Consider the following 17,822-nt stretch of genomic DNA (forward strand, 5'->3'; position numbering starts at 1 on the left):
TGTATTACTTAAATTTATTTTTAAAATATTCTATTCCTTTATTTGTGCAGATACCATAAAGATGATAAATGGTTAATTCTTGGTGCATATCTTTATTAAAAACTTCGTCGGGTGAAAATACCTGATATTCTGTAACTCTAAGGTTTAGGTAAAAACTCACCAAATTTTTACTGATAAAATCAATATTTAGTTCAGGTCGATAGAATCCTTCATCAATTCCTTTATGCAAATTGTAATGAAGTTCAAGCTGTAATTTTTTAATCTTAGCATCTTTCAATTTCATCCATATTTCAGGATAATACTTTTTTAAATCGTAATCTAAAGAATCGCTTTTTTGTGGAAGTATTTTATTTACAAATTCGAAAAATTCAAAATATTGATCGAGTGCATTTAAGCCTATTAACTCTTTGGATGTAAATGAAAATTGTGGGTTTTTTATTTCCCAGTCACAAACTTGATTTATTAATTCGGTTTTGTTTGAGAAAAATAGGTACAGGGTTTTTTTCGAAATGCCCATTTTAGAGGCAATATCGTTCATTGTAATACTTTTAATGCCGTATTGGAAAAATAAAGTCCAACTAGTAGTAATGATATTTATTTTTTGCTCATTCATAAATGCAAATATAAACTTTTAAAAACTATGGAAACTATTATTGTACTAAAAGTTTCCTGATCTTTTTTTGAAGTTGAGTTAGCAGTTTATTTTATAGTGGCACGAACTATTTGTAAATGTAAAAATAAGAATGTGAAGGCGTTTTTTCTTTTGTAAATAGGTAATTCGAAGGTTTTTATCGGTAAATGGCAATTAATTTGTTTCCGAGACTTAACTAAACAAAATGGAATCCGGTATATTTGTTGTAATAATTGCAAATAGGAAACGTTTAGGTAGAAAGCTTTCTCCACATAAAGATTAATTTATATGGCAAGTTGTATACTGCAAAAATTTAAAATTTAACACAAATGAAAGCAACTTTAACGATACTATTATTTCTGGTTACCGGACAGTTGAGTGCGCAATCTTCAGGCGGGAAAAAGTCTCAATCAGCGCAAACTACTGAAACTACAAGGTCCTCTAGTCCTGGAGTTCAGCGAACAGACTACTATAGTTCCTGGACCGAACGAACTGCTAAAGTGGTTCCTTTCGGAGAGATTCATTTAAGCGCATTGGCTGTTAGTCGATATGGAAATTATCCTAAAACAGAAATTAATTCCCAATTATTACTGTTTCCTTTTGCCCCGAATGTGGGAGTGAAACATGAATGGTTTGGTAAAAATACAATCGTTTCTAGTCAGCATACCTTTTATTATCCTACTTTAGGACTTAAATGGGCAAGAAGTAGTGGATTTGAAGATCAAATTCCTAAATCGGCCGAAATTCCGCATATTTTCACTTTCCGAAACGAATTAATTGTTAGTCATATTATTAATCCACAACCTAAAGATTGTTTTGTTAAAATCCCCGACTTGGTGCTAACGGGTAGATTAGGATTTGATTTTTCGCTCAGAACAGGAGATGCTGAATTTCCTTTGTTGGATTATCATTTCTTGTATCATCGAACAGCATCCTATCACAATAGCCAAAAGCTTTATTTTATAGGATTGGAGTTGGATGGAAATGTATATAAAAATTTTAATTTCTCGATTAATGCTGATTACTATTCTATCGATTTTAATGGGGAATGGGCAGCCGAAAGTCAAGGGAAAATTCATTGGCATCGTAACAGTAAATTTTCTGTTTCAGGAGGATATAAATTGTACTATTTAGATTCTAATTATGGTTCTCAGTTTTTAGCAATGCCAGTGATCGATTTTGTGTATAAATTTGGCCATCAAACCAGGCTTCAAAGAGGTTTATTTAAAAAATAAAAAAAGCCATTCTGTAAGGAATGGCTTTCTGTTTATTGGTGATATAAGTTGGTATATAAGTACCTTTTTATATTTCGTTTCGGAGTTTTTTTGAATTCCTCGGGAAAAACAATTACTCGCGATATTTTCATATAAGCAGGAAAACTTTTGTTTAAAATTTGTTTGTCCTTATTCAATGCCTCCTCAATTTCGTCCTTGCTTAATCCTTCAGCATCGCAAGCTTCGTAATCGGGGTAAACCAAAGCAATTAATTTATGATCTTTATCATCGGTCACAATCGATTCTTGAATAAATGGCATGTTATTTAAATGCGCCTCAATTTCTTCGGGGTATATATTCTGACCCGAAGGTCCAAGTAGCATATTTTTGCACCTTCCTTTTATGTAAATGTTATCTTCTTTATCAATTATTCCAAGGTCTCCAGTGCCTAACCAACCATCTTTACTAAGTGTTTCTTTAGTAGCTTCGGAGTTTTTATAGTAGCCTTTCATCACATTATCACCCTTTACCTGAATTTCTCCAACAATAGTATAAGGGTCGTTAGATTTAATTCTAACTTGCATTCTATCAACTACCTTACCGCAAGAGTGGGAGCGAAAATTTTGACTTGGACTATAGCTTATTAAGGGGCCACATTCGGTCATGCCATAACCAACGGTAAATGGAAATTCAATTTTTTTCAAAAAATCCTCCACTTCTTTTCCCAAAGCTGCACCACCAATAATTACTTCAATAAAATTTCCTCCAAAAGTTTCTAAAAGTGTGTTTCTGATTTTTTTGTAAATTTTCTTTTCCAACAATGGAATTTTCAGCATCAACTTTACTCTTCTGCTTTCCAATACAGGCAATATTCTTTTTTTGTAAATCTTCTCCATAATAAGAGGAACCAAGCAAATTAATCGAGGTTGTACCTCCTGAAAAGCTTTGGTTATTATTTGTGGAGTAGGAACTCTTGAAAGGAATGTAACATGACAACCACAGCAAAATTCGGTTAGGAATTCAAACATACAGCCAAATACATGTGCTAATGGTAAAAAGGAAACGACCTTATCTTGTGGACGTAAATCAATATGATCGAAGCCAATCTTTACGTTAGAATATAAAGATTCGTAGGCCAACATTACCCCTTTCGAAAAGCCGGATGTGCCCGATGTATAGGATAAAACAGCAATATCTTCATCTTTAGGATTGGCATAGCCCAACTTTTCTTTATCTACCTTATTCTCTTGAGATGCAATATTTGCTTTATCAATTGCTTTTTTTAGTTTATTGCACGATGAGCATAAAACATCATAGTTTTCTAAAGAAATAATGCCTTTTAGTTTTTCAATTTTTGAATCATCAATTTTATTGAAAATATTCTCGGTAGTAAAAAGTAGGGTAGATTCGGAATGATTAACGATGTGATGAATATCGCTGGAGTTAAAATCGGGAAGTATAGGCACAATAATGGCACCATAGGTTATTGTTCCTAAATAAGTAACTGCCCAATTGTTTAAATTACGACCAATAAGCGCAATTTTGTCTCCTTTTTTTATTCCTAATTCTTTAAACAGGAGGTGCATCCACTGTATTCTTTGGGCAACTTCCTGATAAGTTATTGTGTCTTTTTGGTAATTAGTAAATGCCGGGTACTCCCAGTTTTTATGTATAGATTTGCTAATTGAACTTATTAACTTATTCTGATTCATATAGTTACTAGATTGTTTGAAGGGCCTAAAGATACTAATCCTTCTAAAATTTCATAATCATACTTGTGTTAAAATTCTTGTTGCTTTAAATAAGTATCATGAAATCAATCGTTTGCATCCAAAAGTTAATTCTAGAAAAAAATAGGTATTCAATTCGGTTTACTTATTTATAGTTGGTAATGGTTTTCTTTTTTTTTGAATAAAATGTAGCTACTGTTTGGTGATTGTCTTTTTTGTCCCTTATTTGTAAAAGGATATACCTATTTAAGATCATCGCTATGGGCTGATAGATAGTAATATAGCTCTGTAAATTTCTTCTGAAACTTAGTTTTAGTTATTTCTTTTAGCGATTTTTGTTTTGGGAAGTGATGATATTTTTTAAGCTTATCAGGAAGGTGATTTGGTCGAAGAATTTGAAAATTAAAGCAATACTTAATGGAGTATTATTTATTATTATAGCCGTAGACTTCATAATTGAATCCAATTTTATATTTTTGTAAACTTATTATCTCATTAACCAGTAATATAAAATGGAACAGAAAAGAATTAAGATCAAGAACCTGTTAGTTTCAAATGAAGTTGGCAGTGAAGTAAATGTGAAAGGTTGGGTTAGAACTAAGCGTGGAAATAAGCAAATTAATTTTATCGCTTTAAATGATGGTTCTACGATTCAAAATCTTCAGATTGTTGTTGATGTTCCTAATTTTAATGAGGATTTATTAAAGAAAATTTCTACCGGAGCAGCTATTTCTGTTATTGGCGAGGTTATCGCATCGCAAGGAAGCGGACAAAGTGTAGAGATTTCTGCAACTAGAATTGAAGTGTTAGGGGTAGCAGATCCCGAAAAATATCCTTTACAACCAAAGAAACATTCGTTAGAATTTTTAAGAGAAAAAGCGCATTTACGTTTCCGTACTAGTACGTTTAGTGCGGTTTTCCGTATTCGTCATGCAATGGCTTTTGCAGTACACGAATTCTTTAATAAAAAAGGATTTTTCTATATGCATACACCTCTTATTACCGGTTCGGATGCCGAAGGTGCTGGTGAAATGTTTCGTGTAAGTACTTTAAATGCTAAAAATCCACCTTTAAACGAGGATGGTAGCATTAATTATAAGGAGGATTTCTTTGGAAAAGAAACCAATCTTACCGTTTCGGGTCAGTTAGAAGGGGAATTAGGTGCTATGGCTTTAGGGGAGATTTATACCTTTGGTCCAACATTTCGTGCCGAAAATTCTAACACCACCCGTCACTTGGCTGAATTTTGGATGATAGAACCAGAGATGGCTTTCTATGATATTACTGATAATATGGATTTAGCCGAAGAGTTTTTGAAGTATATGATTAAATATGCTTTGGATAACTGTATGGAAGATCTGGAATTCTTAAGTAAGCGATTACAAGAGGAAGAAAAAGGGAAAAAAGACAGTGAGAAATCTATGGAGTTGATCCAAAAGTTGAGGTTTGTTTTGGAGAACGATTTTGTGCGTTTAACTTATACAGAGGCAATCGAGATTCTTCGTAACTGTCAACCAAATAAAAAGAAAAAATTTCAATATCTTATTAACGAATGGGGAGCCGATTTACAGTCGGAGCACGAGAGATATTTGGTAGAGAAGAAATTTGAAAAACCTGTTATCCTAATTGATTATCCGAAAGAAATTAAATCGTTCTACATGAAACAGAATGAGGATGGAAAAACAGTTGCGGCTATGGATATTCTTTTCCCAGGAATTGGTGAGATTATTGGAGGATCGCAAAGAGAGGAAGATTTGGATAAATTAGTGACTCGTATGAAGGAAATGGGAATACCTGCCGAAGATATGGATTGGTATTTAGATACTCGAAGATTTGGTACAGCCACTCATAGTGGATTTGGATTGGGATTTGAAAGAATGATGTTGTTTGTTACCGGAATGGGTAATATTCGCGACGTAATTCCTTTCCCAAGAACACCAAAAAATGCTGAATTTTAATTGGTGATAATCACTTGATATAGGAAACCGTATTACATATGTAGTACGGTTTTTTTTTTGCTTTAATAGGTATTAAAATGAGTATAAACGTCCCATTTTATTGCTTATTTTATTCCGATAAGGAGTTGTTTAACAAAGGTTTTTAGGAAAATCGGAAGAAAGTAAATCACTTATTTTGAATAAATTACTTCTTCCTTTTGTACTTAAGATTTTGATACTTACTCATTTTGGCTTGAAAATTGTTCTTGTACGTTTATCTTCTTGTAAGTTCACAAGAGAATATGTACCTTGCTTCATTCAAAAATAGAACAGAAACAGTATGCTAAAGCAAAGTTTACAGCAAAAATTATTGCAGAAGTTATCACCTCAACAAATTCAGGTGATAAAATTGTTGGAGCTTCCAACTTTGCAGCTCGAAGAACGAATTAAAAAGGAGTTGGAAGAGAATCCTGTTCTGGAAGAGGGAAATAACGAAGAGGATTATCATGAAGATAGCCAGTCCGATGAAGCTCCCGAAAAAGACAAAGATCAGGAAGAGTTTTCTTTAGAAGATTATATGAACGATGAAGATACTCCCTCTTATAAACTTTCTGCACAAAATTATTCGCAGGACGATAAACACGAAGAAATTCCTTTCTCGGGAGGAACCACTTTTCATGAATTACTGATATCCCAATTAGGATTACGTATTCTTACTCCCGAAAAATATGCTTTAACCGAATATTTAATTGGAAATATTGACGAAGACGGCTACTTAAGAAGGGAAATTGAAAGTATTGTGGACGATTTGGCATTCTCAATGGGGGTGGAAACTACCTATGAAGAATTAGTAGAATTGTTGCGCGTAATTCAGGATTTTGACCCAGCAGGAGTGGGCGCACGAGATTTACAGGAGTGTTTACTATTGCAAATAGAGCGGAAAGGCAAATTTAATCCCGATGTAAAATTAGCTAAGCTGATTCTGAAAAAAAATTTCGAGGAATTTACCAAAAAGCATTACGATAAAATTCAAAAGAGAGTTGGGGTAAGTGATGAAGATTTTAAATGTGCTGTGGACGAAATTTTAAAATTGAATCCGAAACCAGGAAGTACATTTAATAACCCATTAGATAAAGCATCGCCTACTATTATTCCCGATTTTATATTGGAAGAAGAGGACGGTGATTTGTTGCTCAGTTTAAATTCCCGAAATGTTCCCGAATTGCATATTAGCAGAGCTTATTCGGAGATGATTGAGGATTTTTCGGGCAATAAGAAAAATCAGTCGAGAGAAAATAAGGATGCAGTGATGTTTGTGAAGCAAAAATTGGATGCTGCTAAATGGTTTATCGATGCGATTAAACAACGGCAAAATACATTACTACTTAGTATGAATGCAATTCTGGATTTTCAGAGAGAGTATTTTCTGGAAGGGGATGAACGCAAACTAAGACCGATGATTTTAAAAGATATTGCAGAAATAACTGGGCTCGATATTTCCACCATTTCGCGAGTGTCGAACTCAAAATACATACAAACGCATTTTGGTATTTTTTCACTCAAATATTTTTTCTCCGAAGGTTTACAAACCAATTCTGGGGAAGAGGTTTCTACCCGTGAGATTAAAAAAATATTACAGGAATGTATTGATATTGAGGATAAAAAGAAGCCATTAACCGACGATAAATTAGCGGTTATTTTAAAGGAGAAATCCTATTTAATTGCACGGCGAACAGTTGCAAAATACCGCGAACAATTAAATATTCCTGTGGCCAGATTAAGAAAAGAATTATAAATTTTGTTAAAGAATAAATGAGTTGGTGCAAAGACAATTATCTTTGCACTTTTGTTTTGTTAATGGGCTTAGGCAGATGATATAGGTAGTTTTCACCTTCATTTCCCCTAGCCAACAATCTACTGTAACTATGAATTTTGCTCGAATAATTTCAGGAGTGGCACATCCGATGTTAATGCCATTAATTTCTGTTTTTGTAATATTTCATTCCGGAACCTATCTCGATTTCACACCACACCAATTAGTGCGGGTAATTTATTTAATAGTTGCTATCTCAACTGTATTACTTCCCATGAGTATATTGCCATTACTAAAAAATATGAATATTATTTCGGATATAGGTTTAGAGAAGCGTCGCGAAAGACTTATTCCTTTAGCAATAACTATTCTGTTTTACTTTTTGGGCTACTATATGTTGCTTAAGTTTCCAATTACAAGAATAGTTGCTCATTTACAGCTTGCAGCAATTATCTCTATATTTATTGTAACGGTAATCTCATTAAAGTGGAAAATTAGTCTTCATATGGCGGGAATTGGAGGCTTTTTGGGAATGGTAATTGCTTTTACAATACTTTATTCCAGCTCTTTAAAGTTTGTATTTATGGCAGGAATTATTGTTGCAGGATTAATTGCTTATTCCCGGTTAAAATTAAACCTGCACACTCCTTCTCAGGTTTATACAGGTTTTATAGTTGGTTTAGTAAGCATCTGTTCTTGTCTGCTTCTAATGTAAATTCTATCGATTTATTGGTGCAACAACCACAAATCTGGTGTTTTATTTAATTCTCGTAATCGAATTAGTTCTTTTAGGGCAGTTTCTTTTTTATTGAAGGATTGAATTACAACCCGAAACTTACCATTTTGCTCCAATACTACGCTTGGATATCCTTTTTGGTACAATCGGTCTTTAAATCTTTCAGCCTGATTATTGTTATTATAGCTAGCAGCTACAATGTGGTAATCAAACGAATTCCTATTTGTGGCGATTTGTTCGCTTGTAAATTCTGTTTTGCTGTTATCCGATTCTGGTGTTATATCAGGAACCGATCTTTTTACTGTATGTTCAGCAATATTTCCCTTTTCTACCGGAGTAACTGTTTTTTTATCCTTACAAGAGGAAAAAAGAAGAAATACAAGAATTAAAAAGAAGTTAAATTTTACCATTTCGAATTTATATTTCAAATCATCGTTTTATATACAGCCAATTATCTTTGCTCTCTTCGCTCGCTCTTGCTACTTTTAGCTCCTGAAAAGCAATCGCTCTATCCGAAAAAGCTTTATAAGAAACTCGGTGAAAACCATTTGAGGCATCAAATACTTCCGAACTATAACCTTCTTTGCTTAATTTGTCTTGCAAACGTTCCGCATTATCTATATTTTGAAAACTTGCTGTTATTAAAAAATATTTATTGGGAACTTGTTCTACCACTGGTTCTAATTTCTTTTTAGATACTGGTTCGGTTATGGCTTCTGGTTTTGTACTTTCTTTAGCTATTTCCTTTTTACTAAGCTCTTCTTTAACCGGATTTTTTGCTTCGTCCTTACAAGCCGAAAGACCAACAGAAAGAAGAAGTGAAACAATAAATACAGGTGTAATATATTTTCTCATAAGGGTAGGATTAATATAATATTAACAAATTTACAATTTTATTAATGATTTCAATAATACTTCGTTTATTTGTGATTTGAAGAAGGACAGTGCAGTTTTTCTAGCTTAGCTTTGTTTCCTGTCATTTTTTTTAATGCACGAATATTTTTCGAATGACTAATATAAGTAGTAATTATGGTTTTTAAAAAGATGATCAAAACATAATTTGTAAAAATTAGTAAATAACGAATCATTTAAAAAATAAATATATGAAGACAATCGCATTGGTTGCCCACAATCAAAAGAAAAGTGTAATGCTTGCTTGGGTAAAAAGACACAGAGATGAACTTAAAAAGCATCAATTAATTGGTACAACTAATACTTCTGAGTTATTAAATTCGGTTTTAGATTTAGAGGTGAAAGGTTTTGGCCATGGACCTAATGGCGGAGATATTCTTTTAGCTGCTCAAATATTGGAAGGGAAAGTAGATGAAGTTATTTTCTTAATTGATGCGGAAACACCACACGGACACGAGCACGATATTCAAACATTAATTAGAACTTGTGTATTAAATAATGTACCGATGGCATTAAATGTTGCTACTGCCGACTATTTAGTAAAGCTCAACAAATCAGAAGAGTAAGTCTGTTAACATTAAATTAACACAAAGATAACATTAGTGAAATATTAGCCACTTTATGTGTTTGTATGTTTGCGAGGAATTTACGAACTTAATAAGATGGAGAACTTTTACTTAATTATTGTAGTAGTGCTTTTTGCACTGGCTATTTCTGACCTTATTGTTGGGGTTAGTAATGATGCCGTTAATTTCCTAAACTCCGCATTTGGTTCCAAGGTTGCCCCTCGTTGGATTATTATGACGATTGCCAGTCTTGGAATTTTGGTGGGAGCAACTTTTTCCAGTGGAATGATGGAAGTAGCCCGTAAAGGGATATTTCATCCCGATCAGTTCTACTTTGCAGAAATCATGATTATTTTTATTGCGGTAATGTTAACAGATATTATTCTGTTGGATTTTTACAATACCGTTGGCTTACCAACATCAACTACCGTATCGATTGTATTCGAATTGCTTGGTGCTGCTGTTGCGGTTGCTGTGGTAAAAATTATGAACTCTCCCGATCAAACAATGCTTGATTTAGGAAGTTACATTAACTCTGCAAAGGCATTGGCCATCATCACCGGTATTCTGATGAGTGTGGTTATTGCATTCATGTCAGGATCACTGGTGCAGTGGGTTACGAGATTTATTTTTACCTACCGATTCGAGAAAACTTTTAAGTATTTTGGGGCTATTTTTGGTGGTTTTGCAATTACTGCCATCACCTATTTTATTTTAATAAAAGGAGCCAAAGGTTCTTCTTTTATTAGCGAGGAAACGCTTAATTGGATTCATAATAATACACTAAGCATTATATTGGGTTGTTTTGTTGGTTGGACCGTCGTTTTGCAAGCTTTAGTGTGGTTTGTTCGTTTAAATATTTTAAAAGTTATTGTTCTGGTAGGTACTTTTGCTTTGGCAATGGCATTTGCAGGGAACGATTTGGTTAACTTTATTGGAGTTCCTTTAGCTGGTTTTAAATCATTTCAAGCATTTATAGCTAATCCAGGTACAGATCCTTATGGAATGACTATGGGAATTTTGGCCGAAAAAGTTCATACCGAAACTTACCTTTTAATTATTGCAGGCGTGATCATGACTATCACGTTGTGGTTCTCTAAAAAAGCAAGAACGGTTACCGAAACCGAAATTGGCTTGAGTAATCAGAACGAAGGAGATGAAAAATTTGGATCGTCTTTCTTTGCTCGACTTTTAGTGCGACGATCTTTATCAGCAAATAGTAGTATTAAGAATATTTTACCGCGTAAGTTTCAGGAAGGAATTCAAAAGCGATTCGAGAAACCTGCAGCTCCGGTAGGAATAGATAAAAAGGATATTCCAGCCTTTGATATGATTCGTGCTTCGGTAAACCTTACCGTGGCAAGTATTTTAATATCTATTGGTACCTCCTTAAAATTACCTTTATCTACTACCTATGTTACTTTTATGGTTGCAATGGGGTCTTCACTTTCCGATAGAGCGTGGGATAGAGATTCTGCTGTTTATCGAATTACTGGTGTGCTTACTGTAATTGGAGGATGGTTTTTTACTGCATTTAGCGCTTTTACCGCAGCCTTTATTTTTTCTGGTTTAATTAATTGGTTGGGCGGATATGCTATTATTGGCTTATTAAGCTTAGCAGTTATTTTCGTTGTTCGTTCTCATGTGTTTCATAATCGCAAATCAAAAGAGGAAGAAACAACAGAAGAAATCGATGAAGAAGATGCGTCTATTATCAGTAAAGGAGAAATTTTAGAACAGTTAACCTATGCCGTTTCGGTAGTAACAAATAAAATACCTAAGGTTTATGCTAAAATTGTGAATGGTTTGGCATTCGAAGAGCGTAATACGCTTAAAGAATCTCTTAAAAAGGTAAGAAAGCTCGATAAGGAAGCAAAATCGTTAAAAGATAAGGTTCCTTTGGTTGTGAAGAAACTTTCGGAGGATAGCATTACTACCGGACCATTCTACGTTCAATTACTTGATTATTTAAGGGAAATTGCTCACTCGATTAATTATATTGCCGAACCTGCTTTCGAATATGTGGATAATAATCACAAATCGCTGGTTCCAGAGCAAATCGACGAATTAAATACAATACAAACAAAGCTGGAGGATTTTTTCAAAACGATAAATCGATTACTAAAGGATACTAATTACGATCTGGATCAAATCGAAGTAGTGTTTGTAAAGCAAAAGGATTTGTTGACTACCTTAAAAAAAGCGAGAAAAGAACAAATTAGAAGAATTAAGGCCGAGAAAGTAGGAACAAGAAATTCAGTTCTGTATTTGGGAATCCTTAATGAAACGAAAAACTTGGTTCTTTATTTAGGAAATCTATTAAAAGCTTCTCGTGATTTTACAACCATGAATGGAGCAGGTAGTAGTAGTACCGAAGAAGATTTATAATTGAAAAGAATTTTAAATAAACAAAGGGTATCCAAATTTTTGGATGCCCTTTCTAATTTTGTTAGGTTACGAACATCGGTGTAAATCCGATAGAATTCTTTAATTTTTTGTCGCTTTTTGGGGAGTGAAAATTATTTAATTTTTCGTTCGAGTATGCCTTCCATCTCAAAATATTTATCAAATTCTTTTGGATTTTTTTCAACGAATTCGCGAAAGCTTTTCGAATTAGGAAATGTCTTGTTAAACTCATTTTTTGAAAGAAAGAAAACCTTGTAGCGATTGCCTGAAACAGGTTTGAAACGATATATCATAAAACCTTTATCGATATCCGTACCTATAAATTGCAAGTTGAAATAAGTATTCTTGCTTACTTCCGATGCAAACATCCGAATATTTATAATTGATTCAATATGTTTGGTCGAATCGGCATATTCTTTCAATTGCACAAGGTATTCGTTGTCATTAAATGGAATTACTTCCAAATAACCAGATGCTTCTTCTGATTTACTTTCTGGGGAAAGAATCCATTCTCCCAATAAACTTTCTTCTATTATAGAGTTGCTCGGAGAGGATATTGGTACTTTCGATTCATAATGATTACAAGAAGTCATAACTAATATTCCCAATAATAGTAATAGCACTTGTGTTTTCATATCTAAATATTATTTAATGAAGAAGTTCGAATAGTTTTTCCATTCCAACGCTTGCTTTTTCTCTAATATAAGTAATATTTCTGTTTGATTGCACAAATGGCTGATTTGGATCGATAATGTAAACAGAAGTTTCATTCGGTATAAAATCGATTAAACTTGCTGCCGGATACACATTTAGCGAGCTTCCAACAATTACAAAAATATCTGCTTTGGCTACAATATTAATAGCTTTGTTAATTTCCCATACGCTTTCTCCAAACCATACAATATGCGGTCGTAGTGGCGAACCTTTTTCGCAGGTATCCTTTAAAGTAAGCTCCCAGTGTTTTAAATCATAAACTAAATCAGGATCAACCGTACTTCTTGCTTTCTTTAATTCACCATGCAGATGCAACACGTTCGAACTACCTGCTTTTTCGTGTAAATCATCTACGTTTTGGGTTATAATACTAAGCTCAAATTGTTTTTCGAGTGCTGCAAGATACAAATGTCCCTTATTTGGCATGCAATCGAATAACTGTTTACGGCGCTCGTTGTAAAATTGATGCACTAAATGTGGATTTTTTTTCCAAGCTTGCAGACTAGCTACTTCCATTATATCGTATTGCTTCCAAAGCCCACCCATATCACGAAAAGTTCGAATTCCGCTTTCAGCACTTATGCCGGCTCCGCTCAAAACAACTAATTTTTTCATGCCATTTAAGTGGTTTAAGGCTAAATTCAACTTTATTTTCTAATAAAATAAAGTTACTAATCTATTTTTTTAAAATCACTTTTTAAAAAGCCATCTGCTTCATTTCCTTTAACCATATGAAAATCAAAATAATAAAATTTTGCATCGCTTGCGCCTATTAATATTTTAAAACATCTGGCCTTACTTTTGGTATGTTCAGGACCAACCTTATGCAAAAAAATTACTTGACTATTTTTATTCCGAATCGCTTCCTCAATTTCATCAGCAGTAACCAACTTTACTTTTCCGGAATATACTTTGCTGATTTTGGCTAAGGTATTTATTTCGGAAGACAGTTCATCCTTAAGTAAATAGAGTGTTTTGTATTTTGTTTCAGCACTATTTTTATTGTAATATTTCAGAATGTTTTCTGTAATAATTTCTGGATTTTTATTTACTAATGCAATGTGATTTTGCATAAATTCTACAATCGAACTAAGTTTATAGATGTATGTTGCTTCATCCACATTAACATACGAAAGGGGAATAGAACAAAGGTCGGGCATATTCCCAATCTCTTCGGCTGGTCCGCCTAAAACCAGACTCAAAAAATGATACTGGGCATTTGTTTTATCTTTATTAAAAGTAACCGTGCTAGTCACTAAAAAGGAATAGTTTCGTTCGTGTTTTTTCTTCTGAAATTCATCAATCGAAATAAATTCATAAGCTGTAGCCTTCCAATTTTCTTCAACAGCTTCTTTAATTTTATAATTATACTCACAAAAGGGATTGTCTTCCAATACAACAAGTGTTTTGGTAGTGTAAAAGTGTTTGTAATCTGTTGCATGTGGTAAGTGTTCTTGCGAAAACAGTTGGAAACTCGCTAAACAAATTACTAGGCATGTAATCATCCTATTCATTGTGTGATACATTATTAGTAGTTAGATACATTGGTTTTCTTTATCATTTCTTTTCTGATGAAAAAATATTTCAGATATTGAATTTAATCAAATTAATTATGTCCATCAAAATTGTTAACGAATTGTGCACAGTAATATTTTACAGAGGGAAGCATTAATAAAAAGATGATTTTTGGTTTTTTAGGATTGGATTTAATTTAGAATTTTTAAAATGTGTTAATCTTTCAATTTAATTCAATCTTGTTTCCTATTTTTGTTGGTATGATTGATCAGTCAACAGTTGCACGAATTTTCGACTCTGCAGAAATTTCCGAAGTAGTTTCCGATTTCGTGACTCTTAAAAAAAGAGGTGTAAATTATTTAGGTTTGTGTCCTTTCCATAACGAAAAGTCACCTTCCTTCACTGTTTCTCCTGCCAAAGGCATCTATAAGTGTTTTGGTTGCGGAAAAGGAGGAAACGCTGTGAATTTTATTATGGAGCACGAGCATCTCGATTATGTAGGTGCTTTAAAGTATTTGGCTAAAAAATATCATATCGAGGTAGTAGAAAAAGAGCTTTCGCCCGAGCAGGAAAGACAAAAGAATGATCGGGAGAGTATGATGATTGTGAATTCTTTTGCACAAAAATCATTTACGCAGAATTTGCACCAACATGCACAAGGTATGGCCATAGGAATGGGATATATGCGAGAACGTGGTTTTCGCGACGATATCATTAAGAAATTTCAGGTTGGATATTGCCTAGAGGCATGGGATGCTTTTTCGAATTATGCGGTTGATTCTGGTTATAAAAAGGAATATCTGGTGAAAACCGGATTAAGTATCGAAAAAGAAAACCGATTGCTCGATCGTTTTCGAGGCCGGGTAATTTTTCCAATCCACGGAATTGCCGGTCGTGTTCAAGCATTTGGAGGAAGAATTCTTAAAAATGATGCCAAAGCAGCCAAGTATCTAAATTCACCCGAATCGGAGGTGTATCATAAAAGTCGAATTTTGTATGGTATTTTTCAAGCTAAAAAATCCATTGTTCAAAACGATAAATGCTTTTTGGTCGAGGGGTACACCGATGTTCTTTCTTTTCATCAAGCTGGAATCGAGAATGTAGTTGCTTCTTCAGGAACAGCACTTACTGCCGATCAAATTCGTCTGATTAAAAGATTTACCAATAATGTTACCATTATATACGATGGCGATGCTGCTGGTATTAAAGCCTCTTTGCGCGGAATCGATTTGGTATTGGAACAGGAAGTAAACGTAAAAGTGTTACTATTGCCACAAGGCGAAGATCCCGATTCATTTTCCCGTACCATGGGTGCTACCGAATTAATGGAATACATCGAAAAGAACGAAAGCGATTTTATTGTATTCAAAACCACCCTGCTTTTAAAAGATGCAAAAGACGATCCGGTGAAACGCGCCAATCTTATTATCGATATTGTACGTTCCATCGCGATAATTCCCGATGGAATTATTCGGGCGGTTTATGTGCGGGAATGTAGCAATATCCTAAATGTTGATGAAAGGGTTTTATACACCGAAATCAATAAAATAATCCATAAAGTAAAAGAAGACACCTGGAAAAATGACCAAAGATCAAATATTCCCGAAGATGGTGCTTCCGATAAGTTAGCAGAGAATTCTGCATTTCTTCGATCGGCAAATGAATGCGATTTGGAAGAACGTGCTCTGGTTAGAGTTTTGCTCAATTTTGGAAACGAAATTCTGTTTAGTGAGAAAGACGAAGCCGGAAAAGAAGAAAAGTTATTGGTCGGACAATACATTATTACCGAACTTTCCAATGATGAACTAGAATCCGTGAACCCGTTATATCAGTTAGTTTTTGACCAATACGGCGAAAATATGGTGAAGGAAGCTTTCAACACAAAAACATTCTTTCGCGATCATCCCAACGAAAAGGTGAACCAATTGGCGGCTGATATCCTCAGTGAGCCTCACCAATTAAGTGGTTTGTGGACTCGAAACGAAAGTGTTGTTGAATCGGAGGAAATGAAGTTGAAAGAAATTGTTCCTAAATTGGTGAATGAATACAAAGGCAAAAAGGTTCGTTTATTAATGAAGGAAGTAATGCAGGAAATGCAAAAAGCTCAAGATACCGGCGATTCCGACCGAATGATGGAGTTGATGCGACAAAAAATGGTATTAGATCAAATTAAAAATGCCATTTCAAAAGAACTGGGAAACCGAACCATATCATAGAATTTATTAAAATTATTTAAATGAGAACCGTATTTATAGAAGGCAAAGAACAAATAGATAAAATTATTAATTCGTGTGATATTTGTAATGTGGGAGTTATCGATTTGGAAAACAAACCTTACGTAGTACCAATGAATTTTGGTTATCACAATGGAAATATCTATTTGCACGGCGCCGATTTTGGTAAATTTATAGATTGTTTGAAAGCGAATCCCGAAGTTTGCATTACTTTTTGCACACCGCCCGAGCTGGCTTTTCAGGATGCTCATATTGCATGTAGCTATCGTATGAAAGGAAAAAGTGTTGTTGCCCGAGGAAAAATTGAGTTTATCACCGATTTCGATCAAAAAGTAGATGCCTTAAATATTACAATGGCGCAGTACACCGATAAAAAATTTACCTACAACTCCCCAGCTGTAAAAAATGTTGAGGTGTATCGATTAAAACCCGAAGAGCTTACCGCCAAAGAATTTGGTGCTCCACACGGCAATAACTTTCCTTGGCAAGTCGATCGCGATAAAAAGAAATCACAAAAAGACCAATAAAATAGTAAGCCTTCTCCTCTCGAGAAGGTTTTTTTATATTATCAATTGGGCGTTTCCCTCATAACTTCGGGTCAGGCTTTCCGTTACTACTCCTCGCTTTACTCTTTTCTTATTATATAGTATCAGTAAATTAATTCATCTGCCTCACACCAATTGTCGAATGATTTTATGCACCGCTGCGGGGTATTCCCTCCAATCCTTAACGCGAATATGGCTGAAGTTATTTTTACAACTTGGTTTTTAAATGCTGTTCAACGATTAACTCTATAAATGTTGATATAAACCAAGGACAGTAAATTTAATTCTAAATTTAAAAAATAGCTATTAATTGGAAATAATTGGGGAAACAAGTTTGAGGTTCCTATTTTTTTCAGTCAGGTTACCAGTACGTTAAGAGGAAGTTAAAAAAAACTTTTCAAAAGAATTAGGAAGTGGGAAAAATAATAGGTTATCTTTGCACCGCTTTCAACGGAAAGTGTTCAACGGTTAGAGTGATTTAGGGAGTGATTTTTGTTTCACAAAAACCGGAGTTTATTTTTCTTTGAATTTTTTTCACTTTGGGTTTGGATATGTAGATTTTTATTTCTTATCTTTGCACCCGCTTTAAGGGTTAACGAACTCGACGAGTCACTAGGAAACATGGGGCTTAGGAGTGCAATTAGCTTTAAAAAAAAGTTGAAAAAACATTTGCAGGTTAGGAATTAAATTCTTTATCTTTGCACCCGCTTTAAACGGCAAAAGTTCTTTACAAGATTGTGGTTGAAACGGTTTTACACCGGCAAAAAAAAAGATAAAAAAAAACTTTACTTTTTTCTTGCAGATGAGCTTAAAAAGTCTTTATCTTTGCAACCGCTTTTAGAGGCAGTAACGACTGTCTTTTAGGAATT

Annotated in this window: 15 protein-coding genes; 8 read left to right on the plus strand and 7 right to left on the minus strand. The window is 34.0% G+C overall.

The features are described from left to right. Positions 1-4: 4 nt before the first annotated feature. A complete protein-coding gene (locus BZG02_RS09495; RefSeq protein ID WP_101261182.1) occupies positions 5-613 on the minus strand; it encodes a TetR/AcrR family transcriptional regulator in 609 nt (202 codons plus the stop codon). Positions 614-960: 347 nt separating this feature from the next. Here BZG02_RS09495 and BZG02_RS09500 point away from each other — a divergent pair, with 347 nt between their 5' ends. Further along, the gene (locus BZG02_RS09500; protein ID WP_101261183.1) at positions 961-1,866 is read left to right on the plus strand and encodes a hypothetical protein; all 906 of its coding nucleotides are present in this window, start codon (positions 961-963) and stop codon (positions 1,864-1,866) included. A 32-nt stretch (positions 1,867-1,898) separates the two neighbouring features. Here the strand turns inward: BZG02_RS09500 and BZG02_RS09505 are convergent, their stop codons facing one another. Then, positions 1,899-3,557, minus strand: coding sequence for an AMP-binding protein (locus BZG02_RS09505; protein WP_101261184.1), 1,659 nt, complete (start codon positions 3,555-3,557; stop codon positions 1,899-1,901). Positions 3,558-4,087: 530 nt separating this feature from the next. Between BZG02_RS09505 and asnS the strand changes: the two genes are divergently transcribed. The 3 genes from asnS to BZG02_RS09520 all read left to right on the plus strand — a co-directional run bounded on the left by asnS (position 4,088) and on the right by BZG02_RS09520 (position 8,040). After that, positions 4,088-5,533 carry an asparagine--tRNA ligase gene (gene asnS, locus BZG02_RS09510; RefSeq protein ID WP_101261185.1) on the plus strand — a complete coding sequence of 482 codons (1,446 nt, stop codon included), beginning with the start codon at positions 4,088-4,090 and terminating at the stop codon, positions 5,531-5,533. A 319-nt stretch (positions 5,534-5,852) separates the two neighbouring features. Beyond that, the gene (gene rpoN, locus BZG02_RS09515; RefSeq protein ID WP_101261186.1) at positions 5,853-7,307 is read left to right on the plus strand and encodes an RNA polymerase factor sigma-54; all 1,455 of its coding nucleotides are present in this window, start codon (positions 5,853-5,855) and stop codon (positions 7,305-7,307) included. A gap of 130 nt (positions 7,308-7,437) precedes the next feature. Beyond that, positions 7,438-8,040: a hypothetical protein gene (locus BZG02_RS09520; RefSeq protein WP_101261187.1), complete on the plus strand. Its 603-nt coding sequence runs from the start codon at positions 7,438-7,440 to the stop codon at positions 8,038-8,040. An 11-nt stretch (positions 8,041-8,051) separates the two neighbouring features. Here BZG02_RS09520 and BZG02_RS09525 read toward each other — a convergent pair whose 3' ends face one another. Then, on the minus strand, positions 8,052-8,489 hold the full coding sequence (locus BZG02_RS09525) for an SPOR domain-containing protein (RefSeq protein ID WP_180335684.1): 438 nt from the start codon (positions 8,487-8,489) through the stop codon (positions 8,052-8,054). 1 nt (position 8,490) lies between these two features. Then, positions 8,491-8,916: an SPOR domain-containing protein gene (locus BZG02_RS09530; protein ID WP_101261189.1), complete on the minus strand. Its 426-nt coding sequence runs from the start codon at positions 8,914-8,916 to the stop codon at positions 8,491-8,493. A 248-nt stretch (positions 8,917-9,164) separates the two neighbouring features. Between BZG02_RS09530 and BZG02_RS09535 the strand changes: the two genes are divergently transcribed. Both BZG02_RS09535 and BZG02_RS09540 read left to right on the plus strand, forming a co-directional pair. Continuing rightward, positions 9,165-9,539, plus strand: coding sequence for a methylglyoxal synthase (locus tag BZG02_RS09535; RefSeq protein WP_101261190.1), 375 nt, complete (start codon positions 9,165-9,167; stop codon positions 9,537-9,539). Between the two features lie 96 nt (positions 9,540-9,635). Continuing rightward, complete coding sequence (locus BZG02_RS09540) at positions 9,636-11,927, plus strand: inorganic phosphate transporter (RefSeq protein WP_101261191.1); 2,292 nt, start codon at positions 9,636-9,638, stop codon at positions 11,925-11,927. Positions 11,928-12,058: 131 nt separating this feature from the next. Here the strand turns inward: BZG02_RS09540 and BZG02_RS09545 are convergent, their stop codons facing one another. The 3 genes from BZG02_RS09545 to BZG02_RS09555 are packed head-to-tail and all read right to left on the minus strand — an operon-like array spanning position 12,059 to position 14,164. Next, entirely contained in the window at positions 12,059-12,580 is a 522-nt protein-coding gene (locus BZG02_RS09545; RefSeq protein WP_101261192.1) for a hypothetical protein, read from the minus strand. Positions 12,581-12,593: 13 nt separating this feature from the next. Next, positions 12,594-13,274: an SIR2 family NAD-dependent protein deacylase gene (locus tag BZG02_RS09550; RefSeq protein ID WP_101261193.1), complete on the minus strand. Its 681-nt coding sequence runs from the start codon at positions 13,272-13,274 to the stop codon at positions 12,594-12,596. A 56-nt stretch (positions 13,275-13,330) separates the two neighbouring features. Then, entirely contained in the window at positions 13,331-14,164 is an 834-nt protein-coding gene (locus BZG02_RS09555) for a hypothetical protein (protein ID WP_101261194.1), read from the minus strand. A 270-nt stretch (positions 14,165-14,434) separates the two neighbouring features. Between BZG02_RS09555 and dnaG the strand changes: the two genes are divergently transcribed. Together dnaG and BZG02_RS09565 are read left to right on the plus strand one after the other, a co-directional pair. Next, positions 14,435-16,390: a DNA primase gene (gene dnaG, locus BZG02_RS09560; protein ID WP_101261213.1), complete on the plus strand. Its 1,956-nt coding sequence runs from the start codon at positions 14,435-14,437 to the stop codon at positions 16,388-16,390. Between the two features lie 20 nt (positions 16,391-16,410). Next, positions 16,411-16,935, plus strand: coding sequence for a pyridoxamine 5'-phosphate oxidase family protein (locus tag BZG02_RS09565; protein WP_101261195.1), 525 nt, complete (start codon positions 16,411-16,413; stop codon positions 16,933-16,935). Positions 16,936-17,822: the final 887 nt, after the last annotated feature.

It is taken from the genome of Labilibaculum filiforme (assembly GCF_002843315.1).
GTDB classification, from domain to species: domain Bacteria; phylum Bacteroidota; class Bacteroidia; order Bacteroidales; family Marinifilaceae; genus Labilibaculum; species Labilibaculum filiforme.